This window comes from Curvibacter cyanobacteriorum (assembly GCF_028649475.1).
Lineage (GTDB): Bacteria > Pseudomonadota > Gammaproteobacteria > Burkholderiales > Burkholderiaceae_C > Curvibacter > Curvibacter cyanobacteriorum.
In genome coordinates, this window is sequence record NZ_JAQSIP010000007.1 from 182561 (window position 1) to 197689 (window position 15129).

At 68.8% G+C, this 15129-nt stretch carries 13 protein-coding genes and 1 other RNA gene; 11 read left to right on the forward strand and 3 right to left on the reverse strand.

The window, feature by feature from the left end; all coding sequences use genetic code 11:
- Positions 1-39: 39 nt before the first annotated feature.
- Positions 40-957 (reverse strand): cysteine synthase A, encoded by a 918-nt coding sequence (cysK, locus tag PSQ40_RS15510; protein ID WP_273952684.1) that lies wholly within the window; start codon positions 955-957, stop codon positions 40-42.
- A gap of 100 nt (positions 958-1057) precedes the next feature.
- On the opposite strand from cysK, the gene rnpB reads away from it, so the two are divergent.
- Positions 1058-1518, forward strand: an RNA gene (gene rnpB / locus PSQ40_RS15515) — RNase P RNA component class A.
- A 33-nt stretch (positions 1519-1551) separates the two neighbouring features.
- Here rnpB and PSQ40_RS15520 read toward each other — a convergent pair.
- Together PSQ40_RS15520 and PSQ40_RS15525 are read right to left on the reverse strand one after the other, a co-directional pair.
- Positions 1552-2280, reverse strand: a complete 729-nt coding sequence (locus PSQ40_RS15520) for an RNA pseudouridine synthase (RefSeq protein WP_273952685.1) — start codon at positions 2278-2280, stop codon at positions 1552-1554.
- 138 nt (positions 2281-2418) lie between these two features.
- Complete coding sequence (locus PSQ40_RS15525; RefSeq protein ID WP_273952687.1) at positions 2419-4077, reverse strand: MBL fold metallo-hydrolase; 1659 nt, start codon at positions 4075-4077, stop codon at positions 2419-2421.
- A gap of 221 nt (positions 4078-4298) precedes the next feature.
- Here PSQ40_RS15525 and PSQ40_RS15530 point away from each other — a divergent pair, with 221 nt between their 5' ends.
- The 10 genes from PSQ40_RS15530 to hslV all read left to right on the forward strand — a co-directional run bounded on the left by PSQ40_RS15530 (position 4299) and on the right by hslV (position 15090).
- Positions 4299-5309, forward strand: a complete 1011-nt coding sequence (locus PSQ40_RS15530) for a Bug family tripartite tricarboxylate transporter substrate binding protein (protein ID WP_273952688.1) — start codon at positions 4299-4301, stop codon at positions 5307-5309.
- A 57-nt stretch (positions 5310-5366) separates the two neighbouring features.
- Positions 5367-6242, forward strand: coding sequence for a diaminopimelate epimerase (dapF, locus tag PSQ40_RS15535; protein ID WP_273952689.1), 876 nt, complete (start codon positions 5367-5369; stop codon positions 6240-6242).
- A 20-nt stretch (positions 6243-6262) separates the two neighbouring features.
- A complete protein-coding gene (locus tag PSQ40_RS15540; RefSeq protein ID WP_273952690.1) occupies positions 6263-6961 on the forward strand; it encodes a DUF484 family protein in 699 nt (232 codons plus the stop codon).
- 82 nt (positions 6962-7043) lie between these two features.
- Positions 7044-8078, forward strand: a complete 1035-nt coding sequence (locus tag PSQ40_RS15545; RefSeq protein ID WP_273952808.1) for a tyrosine recombinase XerC — start codon at positions 7044-7046, stop codon at positions 8076-8078.
- A gap of 182 nt (positions 8079-8260) precedes the next feature.
- The gene (gene lepB, locus PSQ40_RS15550) at positions 8261-8926 is read left to right on the forward strand and encodes a signal peptidase I (protein WP_273952691.1); all 666 of its coding nucleotides are present in this window, start codon (positions 8261-8263) and stop codon (positions 8924-8926) included.
- 79 nt (positions 8927-9005) lie between these two features.
- Positions 9006-10208, forward strand: a complete 1203-nt coding sequence (locus PSQ40_RS15555) for a class I SAM-dependent rRNA methyltransferase (RefSeq protein ID WP_273952692.1) — start codon at positions 9006-9008, stop codon at positions 10206-10208.
- A gap of 156 nt (positions 10209-10364) precedes the next feature.
- Complete coding sequence (locus PSQ40_RS15560) at positions 10365-11420, forward strand: CobW family GTP-binding protein (protein ID WP_273952694.1); 1056 nt, start codon at positions 10365-10367, stop codon at positions 11418-11420.
- A gap of 266 nt (positions 11421-11686) precedes the next feature.
- Positions 11687-12508 carry an RNA polymerase-binding protein DksA gene (gene dksA / locus PSQ40_RS15565; protein WP_409338601.1) on the forward strand — a complete coding sequence of 274 codons (822 nt, stop codon included), beginning with the start codon at positions 11687-11689 and terminating at the stop codon, positions 12506-12508.
- Positions 12509-12542: 34 nt separating this feature from the next.
- Positions 12543-14438, forward strand: a complete 1896-nt coding sequence (locus PSQ40_RS15570; protein ID WP_273952697.1) for a hypothetical protein — start codon at positions 12543-12545, stop codon at positions 14436-14438.
- Between the two features lie 103 nt (positions 14439-14541).
- Positions 14542-15090 carry an ATP-dependent protease subunit HslV gene (gene hslV / locus PSQ40_RS15575; protein WP_273952698.1) on the forward strand — a complete coding sequence of 183 codons (549 nt, stop codon included), beginning with the start codon at positions 14542-14544 and terminating at the stop codon, positions 15088-15090.
- The last annotated feature ends 39 nt before the right edge of the window (positions 15091-15129 follow it).

Sequence of the window (15129 nt, forward strand, 5' to 3'; positions counted from 1 at the left end):
ATCAGGGGGCCGCGCCCAGCCCCCCCGCCGAGGCCGGCTTCAGGCCGGGAACAGGCCTTCGACCGACAGGTAGCGCTCGCCGGTGTCGTAGTTGAAGCCCAGGATGGTGGCGTTGGCCGGCAGTTCGGGCAGCTTCTGGGCGATGGCCGCGAGCGTGGCGCCCGAGGAGATGCCCACCAGGAGGCCTTCTTCGCGCGCGCTGCGGCGGGCGTACTCACGCGCGGCTTCGGCTTCGACCTGGATCACGCCATCGAGCAGGCTGGTGTCGAGGTTCTTGGGGATGAACCCGGCGCCAATGCCCTGGATCGGGTGCGGCGCCGGCGCGCCGCCCGAGATCACCGGCGAGGCCGTCGGCTCGACCGCAAACACCTTGAGTTGCGGGAACTGGGCCTTCAGCACGCGGGCGGTGCCGCTCAGGTGGCCGCCAGTGCCCACGCCGGTGATCAGCACGTCAATGCCTTCGGGGAAGTCGGCCAGGATTTCCTGCGCCGTGGTGCGCACATGCACGTCGATGTTGGCGGGGTTCTCGAACTGCTGCGGAATCCAGGCGCCCGGCGTGCTGGCGGCCAGTTCCTGGGCACGGGCGATGGCGCCCTTCATGCCTTTTTCACGCGGCGTCAGGTCAAAGGTGGCGCCGTAGGCCAGCATCAGGCGGCGGCGTTCGATCGACATGCTGTCGGGCATCACCAGGATCAGCTTGTAGCCCTTGACCGCCGCCACCATGGCCAGGCCAATGCCTGTGTTGCCCGAGGTCGGCTCGATGATGGTGCCGCCCGGTTGCAGCAGCCCCGACTTTTCAGCGTCTTCGATCATGGCCAGCGCAATGCGGTCCTTGATCGAGCCCCCCGGGTTGCCGCGCTCCGACTTGATCCACACCTGGGCTTGCGGCCCGAACAGGCGGTTGATGCGCACATGCGGGGTGCGGCCAATGGTCTGAAGAATGTTGTCGGCTTTCATGCGGTCTCCTGAGGGGTTTGAGGTGAATGCGCGAATTCTGGCCCACTTCATTCACCTGCGGGCAACTAAGCTCATGCCCAGCGGTCATAATCACGTCCGTGAAGTCAGCCAGACCGCCGCTGGTGCTAGCCGAAAGGGCGGCGACGCAAGTCGCCGTGTGGAAACACCGCACTGGAGGAACGTCCGGACTGCACAGGACAGCGTAGGAGCTAACGGCTCTCCACCGCGAGGTGAGGATCAGAGCAACAGAGACGAGTTTGGTCGAACCGGCCCGACCAGGGTGTTCTGTGGGGGTGCGGCGCAAGCCGCGTTCGGACGGGCGAGAGCCCGTCAGATCACGCGCAAGCGTGACCTCACAGCCACCTTGGTCGGTGCCCGACCAAGGTGAAACGGGCAATCTCTACGCGCAGCAATACCAAGTAGGCCAACGTTGATGTGGTTCCGCAGAGTTGGCGGGTAGGTAGCATCGAGCCGGGTGGGTGACCCCCGGCCCAGAGTAATGGCGGTCACGCCGGGGGCAACCCCGGTGCACAGAATCCGGCTTATCGGCTGACTTCACACTTTCTTGCGTTCCGACGCGCCGGGCTGGCGCGCTCAGAACTTCTCGTGCGGCCCCATGAAGCGCCACTCGCCGGGCGCCAGGCCCGCCAGCGCCACGCGTCCCAACCGGGTGCGGCGCAGCGCCTGCGGGCGCAGGCCCGCGCTCTCGCACAGGGCTTGGATGCAGCCCGCGTTGCTGGCCTTGAGCGCAAAACGCAGCCGCGTGCCCTGGGGGCCGCGCGCATTCAGGCTCAGCTTGCCCACCACTGGCACCTGGGGCCACTGGCGCGCCTGCTGCAGGCGGCTTTGCAAGCGTTCAATCGCGTCGTTGGTCAGCTGCCCGGGCAGCTCGACCATGAATTCCTGTTCGAGCTCGGCCTCGTCTTCCATCAGGCGTCGGCGCATGCGGCCGTCCTGGGTGAACACCACCAGGCCCGTGGCCAGCCCGCTGAGGCCGGCCAGCGGCAACTGCTGGGCGAAGTGGCGTTTGAGCACGCGCACCGGGTGGCGGCTGATCGGCGCCGTGCCTTGCAGGCGCTGGGCGTCGCAGGCCGCCTCGGGGTCGGGGCGGTACCACAGCAGGGTGGCGGGCGGCACGGTTTCCGGGCGGGCCTGGGGGTCGATGTCGACCTGGTCCTGGCCCGGGCTGACCCGGTGCTGGGGTTCTTCGATGATCTGGCCGTTGACCTTCACCCAGCCGCCCTCGATCAGCAGCTCGGCCTCGCGGCGCGAGCAATTCGCCAGTTCGGCGACGTGTTTGGAAAAGCGGATCGGTTCGGTCATGGGCGGGTTCGTGGGGCAGCAGGTCGGCCACGCCCGGCGGGGGCGGCAGGGGGCGAAGTTTACGCCCACATGCCCCTGCGCCCCCGCGCCCACCCGCCGCCCCGCGTGGCCGCGGGAGGTGGCCCGGCCGCGGGGGCTTCAGGCCAGCGCCAGGGCGCGGATGCGCGCCACATGGGCCAGCAGCGAGCGCTGGGCCACCGGCCACAGGCGTTCGGGCACATCGTCATAGGCCAGTGGCACCCATTGTTCGGGCGTGCCGTCGGGCAGGGCGCGCATGGCGCTCAGCACTTTGGCCTCGCGCTTGAGGCGGTGGGCCTTGAGCTGGGCGATGGTGTCGCGGGCGGCACCGAGCACATAGCCGTGGGCCGGCAAGATGAACTCGATGCCGTGCGTGTCGCAAGCCCTCGTCAGCAGGTCGAGTGACTCAAGGTAGTCGGCCATGTCGCCGTCGGGCGGGTCGATCACCGTGGTGCTGCCGTTGAGCACGTGATCGCCCGAGAACAGCAGGCCGTCCTCCTCGAGCACCAGGCACAAGTGGTTGGCCGCGTGCCCCGGGGTGTGCAGCACGCGCAGGCTGTGTTGCACGCCCGGCGCGCTGAGCACCAGGCGTTCACCGTGTTGCAACGCCCGTTCCGGGGTGAAGGCACTGGCCGCGCGCGCGGTGGGCGCCGAGGGCAGGCCCAGGATCGGGGGCGCCGCGCGGCCGTGCTGCACGCACAGGGCTTGCAGCGGGGCGGCCCCAGGGGCGTGGTCGGGGTGCGAGTGGGTGCAGACGATGTGGCGGATGTCGCCCCCGGCGGCCTGCCACAGGCGCTGCAGGTGCTCGAGGTCGGCGGGGCCGGGGTCGATGGCGATGTAGCCGGTGTCGGGGTCGCCCACCAGGTAGCTGTTGGTGCCGGGACCGGTCATCACGCCGGGGTTGGGGGCGGTCAGCCGCTGCACGTTCTTCAGCAGGGGCACGGGGCGCTCGGTCTGCCACGCCAGTTCGTGCACGATCTGGCCGTCCGGGCTGACCAGGGCCAGCTCGCCGTAGGGGGCTTCGTGCTCCATGTAGCGGGCCTCGTGGCCGTTGAGCCAACCGGCGCGCGGGCAACTGGTCCACAGCGCTTGCTCGTTGGCGCAGTCCGCCAGCACCGCGCTGACCGAGGGGTAGGCCTGCAGGCGCTCCAGCGTGCGGATGGTTGGGAAGATGATGAAAAAGCCGCCGGCCGCGTGGCGCGCCAGGGCATCGGCCGGGCGCACCCAGACCGGCTCAAATTGCTCGGCCTCGTCGGCCACGGGCTCCTGGCCCGCGGGCATGGGGGCGACCAGAAAGGGCACGTCAAAGCGGCGCGGCAGGTCGCGGTCGGTGACCCAGTGGGCCAGCCACCGGACCTGGTCGGCCGCCAGGGTCAGGCCCTGGGCCTCGCATTGGGGCAGCAGGGGCTGGCTGCGGTCCAGGCCGGCCAGGGTCTGGGCGTCGGCGGGGCGGCCGTCGGCCTGCCAGGCCAGCAGCACGCCCAGTTCCTCGAAGCTCTCGCGGATGGCGGCGATGGCCCGGGTCAGGTTCAGATCGCTCTGACCGGGGCGGCGCCGCGCCAGGGCATGCGACTGGGCGTCCAGCGCGTCAATGCCCCCGCCGGGGAACACGTAGGCGCCCGGCGCAAAGCTGGCCGTCATGGCGCGCCGGGTCATCAGGACCTCCAGGCCCAGGGTCCCATCGGGGCCGGGGGCATCGCGCAGCAGCAGCACGGTGGCGGCCTGGCGCAGGGGGGCGGGTTCGCGGAAAGGGTGCAGTTGCTGGCTGGAACGGGTCATGCAAGCCATTATCAACAGCGTCTGCGGAGCGTCTGCCGCCTGCAGGACAGGGTTTACACCAGGCCCCGGGCGACCCAAGGCCGTGCATGCCGGCCCGCCAAGGGGGCGGCCCAGCCCTTGCTTGTGGCAGGGGCATAAGCATAGACCTGCGGTTTATGAGCACATCGTCACAATCCGGTCCTTGAATCTTTGGATCCCTTGCTGTTTTTTTGGAGCGTTTGATGAGCACGACTACCCTTCGCCAATCCTGGTGGCGCCCTGGCCTGAGCTGGTTGGCGGGCGCTTTGCTGGGCGCCGCCGGCCCGGTGCTGGCCCAGGCCGACTGGCCGCAGCACCCGGTGACGGTGGTGATGACCTTCCCGGCCGGCTCGGGCGTGGATGTGGTGGCACGCCAGATCCAGGAACCCCTGGGCAAGCTGCTGGGCCAGTCGGTGGTGATTGACTACAAGCCCGGCGCGGCCGGCAACATCGCCAGCGAGTTCGTGTCGCGCGCCAAGCCCGACGGCTACACCCTGGTGTTCGGCACCGCCGCCACCCACGGCAGCAATGCGGCGCTGTACAAGAAACTGTCCTTCGACGTGGAGACCGACTTCGTGCCGGTGGCGCCGGTGCTGGACGTGTCCAATGTGCTCACCATCAACCCCGACGTGGTGCCCGCGCGCACGCTCAAGGAGTTTGTCGAGCTGGTCAAGGCCAACCCGGGCAAGTACAACTTCGCCTCGACCGGCAATGGCACGGGCACCCACATGGCGTTTGCCGAGTTCAACTCGCGCGTTGGCCTGGAAATGACCCATGTGCCGTACAAGGGAGGCCCCGAGGCCATGACCTCGGTGCTGCGCGGCGAGACCTGCTGCATCATGAACCAGGTGCAGACCGTGCTGAGCCACTACAAGGCCGGCAAGGTGCGCCTGCTGGGCGTGACCACCGCCAAGCGCGTGGGCGCGGTGTCCGAAGTGCCGACCATCGGCGAGAGCGGCATCGCGGGCACCAAGGGCTTCGACAGCTCGATCTGGTTTGGTCTGTTTGCCCCCAAGGGCACCGATCCGCGCGTCGTGCAGCGCCTGAACACGGCGGTGCAGACGGTGCTGGAGAACCCCGAGGTCAAGGCCAAGCTCGAAGGCGCAGGCAACACCGTGCGCCTCGAGAGCCCCGAGCAGTTCAAGGCCACCGTCAAGGCCAACCGCCAGAAATGGGCCGAGGTGGTGAAGGCGGCGCACATCACCATCGATTGAGCCCGGTCTGCGGGCCGGTGGTTTGTCGGCACCCGGCGAAGCCCCGATAATCCGGCCATGCAGATCCGCTTCACCAAGATGCAGGGCGCCGGCAATGATTTCGTCGTGCTCGACGAGACCGCCGGGCGCCTGAACCTCAGCCCGGCCCAGTACCGTTACCTGGCCGACCGCCACTTTGGCGTCGGCGCCGATCAGATCCTGACCGTGCGCCCGGGCCCCGCCCCCGACATCGACTTCGAGTACGTGATCCACAACGCCGACGGTGGCGAGGTCGAGCAGTGTGGCAACGGCTCGCGTTGTTTTGCCCGCTACGTGCGCGACAAAGGCCTGACCACCAAGGACGCGATCCGCGTGCACACCCGTGCCGGCTTGATCGAGCCCGTGCTGCAGGCCGATGGCCGCGTCACGGTCGACATGGGCGCGCCGGTGTTTGAGCTGGCCGACATCCCATTTGACCCCCAGGGCGTGGCCCCGCGCGCGCAAGGCAGCTGGCAGGTCTGGCCGCTGGCCGCCGCGGGCCGCGAGGCCCTGCAGGACGCCGCAGTGGCCGTGGTGTCCATGGGCAACCCGCACGCGGTGCTGCTGGTCGACGACGTGCAGACCGCGCCCGTGGCGAGCTGGGGCCCGCTGATTGAATCGCACCCGCGCTTCCCGCGCCGCGTCAATGCCGGCTTTTTGCAGGTGCTCTCGCGCAGCGAAGTGCGGCTGCGGGTCTACGAGCGTGGCACGGGCGAAACCCTGGCCTGCGGCACGGGTGCCTGCGCGGCCGTGGTGGCCGGCATCCGGCTGGGCCTGCTGGACGCGCGTGTGGAAGTGCACACCCGCGGCGGCCAATTGACCATCGAATGGGCCGGCGTGGGCCAGCCTGTGCGCATGACCGGCCCCGCCGTCACCGTTTTTGAAGGGCAGATCGACGTGCCCGACGCCCTCTGATTTCCAAGGTTCCCCGCTCCATGACCGCTCTCACCACCCCTGGCATGAACCCGATCACCGAAGACGACATCGCCAACTACCTGACCAACTCGCCCGACTTCTTCGAGCGCCACGCCGAGGTCCTGGCCAGTGTGCAAATGACCAGCCCGCACGGCAACCGCGCCGTCAGCCTGCAGGAGCGCCAGGCCGAAATGCTGCGCGAGAAGATCAAGACCCTCGAAGGCCGCATCATGGACATGATCCGGCACAGCAACGAGAACCTCATCATTGCCGACAAGCTGCAGCGCTGGGCGCTGGGCCTGATGCGCACCGACAACCCGGCCGAGCTGCCCGAGCGCATCGTGGCCGATGTGCGCAGCCAGTTCCAGGTGCCCCAGGTGGCCATCAAGGTGTGGTCGGTGGCCCCGCAGCACGCGGACGCGCCGTTTGCCCAGGGGGTGACCGAGGACGCCAAGACCTTTGCCTCGTCGCTGACCTCGCCGTTCTGCGGCGCCAACCCGGGCTTCGAGGCCGTGCAGTGGCTGGACCAGCCGGCCCAGGCCGTTTCGCTGGCCCTGCTGCCCTTGCGCAACGGCGCCATCAGCAGCGCGGCCCCGGCCTTTGGCATGTTGGTGCTGGCCTCGCCCGATTCGCAGCGCTTCCACAGCGGCATGGGCACCGACTTCCTGGAACGCATGGCCGAGCTGGCCAGCGCGGCCCTGAGCCGCCTGCGCGGCTGAGCCCGTGGCCGCTGCCGGCCGATCTCCGCGCGCGGCCCGGCCTGCGGCCCCGGCGGCCCAGCCCGCCCCCCTTGGCGCGCCGCTGGACCCGTTGCTGCAGGCCTACCTGACCCATGTGCGGGTCGAAAAACGACTGGCCCAGCGCACCCAGACCCTCTACACCCTGCACCTGACGCAGCTCAGCGCGCTGGCCCGCGAGGCTGGTCTGACGCTGGCCGAAGTGCCCACCACCCAGGTGCGGCGCTGGGCGGCGCAGATGCACAGCGCCGGCCGGCAGGGGCGGGGCATTGCCCTGGTGCTGTCGTGCTGGCGCAGCTTCTACACCTGGCTGGGGCAGCAGGGCCTGATTGCGAGCAACCCGGTCACCGATGTGCGCGCCCCGCGAGCCCCCAAGCTGCTGCCCAAGGCCCTGGGCGTGGACGACGCGGTGCAGCTGGCCGACTACCAGAACCCCGATGACGACCCCTGGCTCGAGGCGCGTGACGCGGCCCTGGTCGAGCTGCTCTACGGCAGCGGACTGCGGGTGGGCGAGTTGGTCGGCCTGGACGTGCGCGCCAGCCCCCAGGCGCAGCAACAGGGCCGCGGCTGGATCGACCTGCAGGCCGCCGAGGTCCATGTGCAGGGCAAGGGCGGCAAGCGCCGCAGCGTGCCGATCGGGCGTCAGGCGCTGGCGGCCTTGCAGCGCTGGCTGCATTTACGCGGTGGACTGGACAGCGCCGCCGTGCTGGACCAGCCGGCGCTGTTCATGGGGCGCAACGGCACGCGCCTCACCCCGCAGTCGATCTGGCAGCGCCTGCGCCGCCGCAGCGTGCTGGCGGGCATGCCGACCGCCGTGCACCCGCACATGCTGCGCCATTCCTTTGCCAGCCATGTGCTGCAGTCCAGCAGCGACCTGCGCGCGGTGCAGGAGCTGCTGGGCCACGCTAACATCAGCACCACCCAGGTCTACACCCGGCTGGATTTTCAGCACCTGGCCAAGGCCTATGACGCGGCCCACCCCCGAGCGCGTCAAAAAGCCCCGCGGCGCCCGGCCGCCGAGCCTGGGGCCACCACGGTTCCCTCCGAGGCGCCCGAGGCCGAGCCCGGTACGGGGCCAGCGGATCGACCCACCCGCTGATCGGGCCGGCGGCAGGGAGCGGGTGAGCCGACCCGTGGCCGCCCCGGCGGCCGGGGCCCGGGCTGGCTTAGGCCAGCCTTAAGCCCCCGCGGCCGGGGGCGCTGAGGCCGCCAAGTCGTCGCATACTGCCGTTCATCCCAGGCCCACCGCGGTGGCGGGCCGGACCCGACAAGGACACCCCTGTGCTGCACTGGATTCGCACCAACCGCTCGTTTTTGCTGCTGTTGCTGGGCTTCGTCCTGTTCCGCACCGCGATCGCCGACTGGAACCCGATCCCCTCGGGGTCGATGCGGCCCACGGTGCTGGAGGGCGATGTGGTGCTGGTCAGCCGCGTCGCCTACGACCTCAAGCTGCCGCTGACCGATGTGGTGCTGGCCAGGCTGGGCGACCCCCGGCGCGGCGATGTGGTCACCTTCAGCTCGCCGCAAGACGGTACCCGCCTGATCAAACGCCTGGTGGCGGTGCCCGGTGACGTGGTCGAAATGCGCGATGAGCACCTGGTCATCAACGGCGAGGTGGCCCGCTACGAGGCCCCGGAGTCGCTGCTGGAAACCCTCCAGCCCGGCCTGGAACGCCCGGCCACCCGCGTGACCGAGACCCTGCACGGCCACCAGCGCCGCGTGCAGTGGCTGGCTGGCGTGGCGGCGCGCTCCAGCTTTGGCCCGCTGACCGTGCCGCCCGGGCAGTACCTGGTGCTGGGCGACAACCGCGACAACAGTGCCGACTCGCGCTACATCGGCCTGGTGCCGCGTGAACGCCTGATCGGTCAGGCCAAGGCGGTGCTGGTGTCGGCCGACATCCTGGGCGCCTGGTGGCCGCGTTGGGGGCGCTTTGGCCAGTCGCTTTGAGGCCGTGCACGCGCGCCGACGGACAGGCTTGTGATGGGCAGACGGGGCGCGGCCGCAAAAAGACCGACAATTCCGCCCCATGAAAACGATTCGACTGCGCGAAGGCAAAGAGCGCTCCCTGCTGCGACGCCACCCCTGGATTTTTGACTCGGCCATTGCCAAGGGCGGTGGCGACCCGGGGGAGACCGTGCGGGTGGAGGCGTCCGACGGCCGCTTCCTGGCCTGGGCCGCGTTCAGCCCGGCCTCCAAGATCAAGGCCCGGGTCTGGAGCTTCGACGAGTCGCAGCGCATTGACGCGGCCTTCATGGCCGCGGCCGTGAAGCGCTCGATCGCCGCGCGCGATTGGTTCGACGTGCGCAGCAACGGCATCCGCCTGGTGCATGGCGAGTCCGATGGCCTGCCAGGCCTGGTGGTGGACCGCTACGACGACACCCTGGTGGCCCAGTTTGGCAGCGCCGGCATGGAGCGTTGGAAGGATGTGCTGGCCGACGCGCTGCTGCGCGAGACCGGGCTGAGCAAGCTCTACGAGCGCTCCGACGCCAGCTCGCGCAGCCTTGAAGGCCTGCCCGAATCCACCGGCTGGCTGCGTGGCGGCACCCTGGCCGATGGCCAGCCCGCGCCGACCGGCATCACGCTGCGCGAGCACGACTGGCAGCTCACGCTCGATGTGGCCGAGGGCCACAAGACCGGCTTCTACCTCGACCAACGTGACAGTCGCCAGCGCTTTGCCGAGGTCACCCGGCAGCGCCGGTTCGGCACCGTGCTGAACTGCTATTGCTACACCGGGGGCTTCACCGTCGCGGCCCTGGCGGGCGGCGCGGGCCATGTGACCTCGATCGACTCGTCGGCGCCGGCCCTGGAGCGCGCCCGCGCCCATGTCGCACTCAATGGCTTTGACGCCTCGCGCGCTGATTTCCTGGACGCCGATGTCAACGCCTCGCTGCGCCGCTTTGGCGCCGAGGGACGCAGCTTTGACGCCATCATCCTCGACCCGCCGAAGTTCGCCCCCACCGCGGCCCACGCCGAGCGCGCCGCGCGCGCCTACAAGGACATCAACCGCCTGGCCTTCAAGCTGCTCGCGCCGGGCGGCGTGTTGTTCACCTACTCGTGCTCGGGCGGCATCAGCGCCGACCTGTTCCACAAGATCGTGGCCTCGGCGGGCATCGACGCAGGGGTTGATGGCTACATCACCGAGCGCCTGGCCGGTGCGCCCGACCACCCAATGACCATCCATTTCCCCGAGGGCGAGTACCTCAAGGGCCTCGTGGTGGTGCGCCGCTGAGCCTGGGCGCCGACCTGGGGCCATCGCCCCGCGCCGGGCGGGGCTTGAAAAGCCCCGATAAACTCCTCAACTTGTGCCAGCCCGGGCGCCGCTTTGCCGCCTGGGCCCCTTGCGCGCGCCGCTGGCGCCGTCCTGAATCTGTTCGAAAGTCTTGCCATGGCCCTGATCCCCGTCACCATCCTCACCGGCTTCCTTGGTTCCGGTAAAACCACCCTGCTCAAGCGCGTGCTGACCGAGGCGCATGGTCAAAAGATCGCGGTGATCGAGAACGAGTTCGGCGAAGAAAACATCGACAACGACATCCTGGTCAGCAACACCGAAGAGCAGATCATCCAGATGAGCAATGGCTGCATCTGCTGCACCATCCGTGAGGACCTGCGCGAAACCCTGCAATTGCTGGCCGCCAAGCGCCGCAAGGGCCTGATTGACTTCGAGCGCATCGTGATCGAAACCACCGGCCTGGCCGATCCGGGCCCGGTGGCCCAGACCTTCTTCATGGACGAAGAGATCGCCGAGACCTACCTGCTCGACTCCATCCTGACCCTGGTGGACGCCAAGCACGCGGCCCAGCAGCTCAACGACCGCCAGGAAGCGCGCCGTCAGGTGGGCTTTGCTGACCAGATCTTCATCAGCAAGACCGACCTGGTGCCGGCCGCCGAGGTCGAGGCGCTGCAGCACCGCCTGGCCCACATGAACCCGCGTGCGCCGCAAAAGGCGGTGCATTTCGGCGAGGTGCCGCTCAAGGAGGTGTTCGACTTGCGCGGCTTCAACCTCAATGCCAAGCTCGACATCGACCCTGACTTCCTCAAGGAAGACGAGCACGACCACCACCACGACCATGACCATGCCCACGGCGAGCACTGCGACCACCCCTCGCACCAGCACGGTGGCCATGGCCACCACCACCACCATGACGACGATGTGAAGAGCTTTGCCTACAAGTCGGAGCGGCCCTTCGACCCGGCCAAGCTTGAAGACTTCCTGGGCGCCATCGTCAACATCTACGGCCCGCGCATGCTGCGCTACAAGGGCGTGCTGCACATGCAGGGCACCGAGCGCAAGGTGATCTTCCAGGGCGTGCACCAGCTCATGGGCAGCGACCTGGGCCCGCAATGGGGCCCCGACGAGGCGCGCATCAGCAAGATGGTGTTCATCGGCATCGACCTGCCGCGCGACATCTTCCTGCAGGGCCTGGAGCAGTGCCTGGTTTGAGGCCCCTCACCCAGGCCTGACCTGAGCGTCGTTTTTTATCAAAATTTGACGCCTCAGGCCTTGCTGCGGCAGGCAAAAGCCCTAGACTTGCGGTTTTTCGCAGGGGGTGGGCGACACATGAATGTCTCGATTCTGCAACGGTTGCCGGTGCAGGGGTTGGAGCCTATACAATCGCGCCCCGGCAAAAGCCCGGTGCGCGTCACCGGTGCATGCCAGCCGGTTCGCCGGTTCCAAGCGATCCCGCCTTTCATGCGAGGAGACAATCTTTGAAAGCCCCTGCCAGCAAATCCCAAGCGGCGCCCGTGGCTGCGGTCAAGAAAACCGCGGCTGCCCAGCCCGCGAGTGCGACGGTGAAGCCCGTTGCAGCGGTGAAAGCGCAGGCCAAGGTGGCTGCTCCGACTCCTCCCGCCGCTGCGAAATCCCCCCCGTCGTCCGCCGCTTCGGCCCCTTCGGCCCCCCCGGTGGCGGTGTCATCCGGAATAGAGCGCAGCACGCGCCCTTCTTCCAGACTGACGCAATTAACCGTACCATCCATGTCCACGGCTCCTGCCGTGGCGTCTACTGCCGCCAAAGCCAGCTTTCTACACACCATGCCTACGACAATGAACGTTTCGCCCGCGCTTTCGGCGATCAAGAAAGACCCGAAACTGGCCAACAACTGGAAAACCAAGACCGTGGACCAGATGACGGATGAGGAAGTGCTCGCCATGCCTGACAGCGAGTACATGAACGAGAAGCAGACGGCGTTTTTCCGCCTCAAGCTGAGCCGCCTCAAGCAGGACATGCTCAACAACGCCGGTGAGACCACCGAGCACCTGCGCGAAGACACCGTCGTGGTGCCGGACCCGGCCGACCGCGCCACCATCGAGGAAGAACACGCCCTCGAACTGCGCACCCGTGACCGCGAGCGCAAGCTGCTCAAGAAGATCGAGCAGTCGATCGCCCGCATCGACGCTGGCGACTACGGCTACTGCGACGAAACCGGCGAACCCATCGGCGTGGGCCGCCTGCTGGCCCGCCCGACCGCCACGCTGTCGCTCGAGGCCCAGCAGCGCCGCGAACTCAAGCAGAAGATGTTCGGGGACTGATCCGTCCCGCTGCCGGTCTCATTGCCCTGATGTCATGACCAAAGAAGACCCCTCTGGCCTGCTGTCCAAGGTGGTCAGGTTCGTCACGAACCCGACCACCAACTGGGGGGACCTCGATCAGGGCGAGGAAGACCGGGACAGCCACTACAACAAGCAAGCGCTCAAGGAGATGATTGAGCGCAAGCGGCGCAACGACTTTGTGCGCCGGCGCGAGTTCGATCAGCTGCGCAAGCTGCGCAAGCGCGAGGCCATGAACCCGCCCGAGGACCCGCAGGCCCGGCCCTCTTTCTTCCAGAGCAGCCTGGCCTCGCGCACCGACGACCGTGCGGGCACGCTGAAGAAGATCGACGAGATCGAAGCCCAGATGTCCATGCAATGGTGGCGCTCCAAGCAGGGCCAGCCGCCGCCGGGCACTTCGGCCGCCCTGGCCGCCGCCCACAAGAACGCGTTTGCCCCGACCCGTCCGAACGGGCTCGACACGATCCCGGCCACCGTGCCGGCCACGGCCACGGCCCCGGCCTCCCTGCCGCCGGCGTCAGTGCCCTTTGGCGCGTCGCGCGACGCCTTGCCCAGCCAGCCGGGCTCCACCGTGTCCAGTTCGATGCTCAGGGGCATGACGGGGCCCGCCAGTGTCCCCACCGTGCCCACCGCGCCGCTACTGGCCGACTGGGACCTGGGCCCCGCGGGCGACGGTGGCCGCACCACGAACTTTGCCCCGACCCAGATCCAGAGCACCTTGCCGGCCAGCGCGGTGTCGGACTTTTCCGCCTCGCAGTGGCTGGGTCAGAGCGCTCCGCCCTACGTCCATGCCCCCGAGCTCGAAGAAGCCGCGATCCGTTTCGCCAATGGCGACCAGGAGGGCGCCGAGTCGGCCGTGCAGGACCTGCTCAAACAGCCCGGTCTGGCCTATCAGGAGCCGCTGTGGATGGCCTTGTTCGACCTCTACCGGGCGACGGGCCAGGTGGAGCGCTTTGACAATGCGTCGATTGACTTTGCCAGCCGCTTCGGGCGTTCGGGTCCCCTGTGGGTGAGCTTCCCGGGGGCCGATGCCACCCAGCGCCGCAGCCCCGTGGGCAGCGCCTGGGACGACGGCCTCAGCGAGGCCCCGGGCTACCAGTGGAGCGCGCCCTCGGTGCTGGGCTCGCAATCGGTCGCCGCCTTGAAGGTGGCCTTGACCAAGGCGCCAGCGCCTTGGCAGCTGGATTGGTCGCGCCTGAGCGCCATCGAAGACGAGGCCGTGCAGCCGCTGGCCGACCTGCTGGCCGACTGGGCCCAGTCGCGGGTCCGCCTGCGCTGGCAGGGCATGGCCTTTCTGGACGACCTGCTGCGGGCCCACACGCGCTCGGGCGAGCCCGAGGTGCCCCAGGCCTGGTGGCAGCTGCGCATGGAGTCGCTGCGCCTGATGGGGCGCGCCGAAGAGTTCGAACTGGTGGCGCTGGACTACTGCATCACCTACGAGCTGTCGCCGCCGTCCTGGCAGGCGCCTTACTGCGAATGCCGGGTGCTGACGGGCGATGGCGAGGGCCTGCTGCCCGCGGTATTGCGGGCCGAGGGGCCCTCCACCCAGCCCTCGCGTTACCACACCGAGTTCGCCACCACCGCGCTGGCGCTGGACCTGCCCGCGCCCGACTCTGAAATGGGCGGTCAGCGGGCCACGGTGGTCGACCTCAGCGGCACCATCACCGGCGACGTTGGCGGGTCCTTGCCGGTGCCGCTGCCGGGCTACCGCATCCCCAAGGTGCTGGTGGTTGACTGCGCGCGCCTGGTGCGGATTGATTTCGCGGCCGCGGGGTCGGTGCTCAACTGGGCCGCGGCGCGCCAAGCCGAGGGCACCCAGGTGCAGTTCCGTCAGCTGCAACGGCTGGTGGCGGTGTTCTTCAACGTCATCGGCATCAACGAGCATGCCCGGGTGATCCCGCGGCAAGACTGAAACAGGGCCTGCGTCTTCCGGGCGGGCTCAGGTGACGGGGCGGTGCCTGCCGCCTCAATGGGGCATTGCAAACGCCCAGCCCGCCCCCACATCACCGATCACTATGGAACAATTTCACGGAACCACCATCCTCAGCGTGCGTCGCCAGACCCCGACCGGCGTGCAAGTCGCCATCGGTGGCGATGGGCAGGTGACCCTGGGCAACATCGTTGTCAAAGGCACCGCCCGCAAGGTGCGCAAGCTGCACCACGGCCGCGTGCTGGCCGGCTTCGCGGGCGCCACGGCCGACGCGTTCACCCTGTTTGAGCGCTTCGAGGCCAAGCTCGAAAAGCACCAGGGCCACCTGGTGCGGGCCGCCATCGAGTTGACCAAGGACTGGCGCACCGACCGCGTGCTGCGCCGCCTGGAGGCCATGCTGGCGGTGGCCGACCGCGAGGCCTCGCTGATCATCACCGGCAACGGGGACGTGCTCGAGCCCGAACAAGGCATCGTGGCCATCGGTTCGGGCGGGGCGTATGCACACTCGGCCGCCAAGGCACTGCTCGACAACACCGATCTGTCGCCCGAGCAGGTGGTGCGCAAGTCGCTGGGCATTGCCGGCGAGCTGTGCATCTACACCAACATGAACCACACCATCGAGACCCTCGATTGATTTCCCCAGCCCCGCGCAGTCCCCTGCAGGGTGGCGGCG

What these genes read in the sequence shown, in the direction of transcription:
- cysK (WP_273952684.1), bottom strand. Translation starts at nt 957, where the DNA reads ATGAAAGCCGACAACATTCTTCAGACCATTGGCCGCACCCCGCATGTG.
- PSQ40_RS15520 (WP_273952685.1), bottom strand. Translation starts at nt 2,280, where the DNA reads ATGACCGAACCGATCCGCTTTTCCAAACACGTCGCCGAACTGGCGAAT.
- PSQ40_RS15525 (WP_273952687.1), bottom strand. Translation starts at nt 4,077, where the DNA reads ATGACCCGTTCCAGCCAGCAACTGCACCCTTTCCGCGAACCCGCCCCC.
- PSQ40_RS15530 (WP_273952688.1), top strand. Translation starts at nt 4,299, where the DNA reads ATGAGCACGACTACCCTTCGCCAATCCTGGTGGCGCCCTGGCCTGAGC.
- dapF (WP_273952689.1), top strand. Translation starts at nt 5,367, where the DNA reads ATGCAGATCCGCTTCACCAAGATGCAGGGCGCCGGCAATGATTTCGTC.
- PSQ40_RS15540 (WP_273952690.1), top strand. Translation starts at nt 6,263, where the DNA reads ATGACCGCTCTCACCACCCCTGGCATGAACCCGATCACCGAAGACGAC.
- PSQ40_RS15555 (WP_273952692.1), top strand. Translation starts at nt 9,006, where the DNA reads ATGAAAACGATTCGACTGCGCGAAGGCAAAGAGCGCTCCCTGCTGCGA.
- PSQ40_RS15560 (WP_273952694.1), top strand. Translation starts at nt 10,365, where the DNA reads ATGGCCCTGATCCCCGTCACCATCCTCACCGGCTTCCTTGGTTCCGGT.
- PSQ40_RS15570 (WP_273952697.1), top strand. Translation starts at nt 12,543, where the DNA reads ATGACCAAAGAAGACCCCTCTGGCCTGCTGTCCAAGGTGGTCAGGTTC.
- hslV (WP_273952698.1), top strand. Translation starts at nt 14,542, where the DNA reads ATGGAACAATTTCACGGAACCACCATCCTCAGCGTGCGTCGCCAGACC.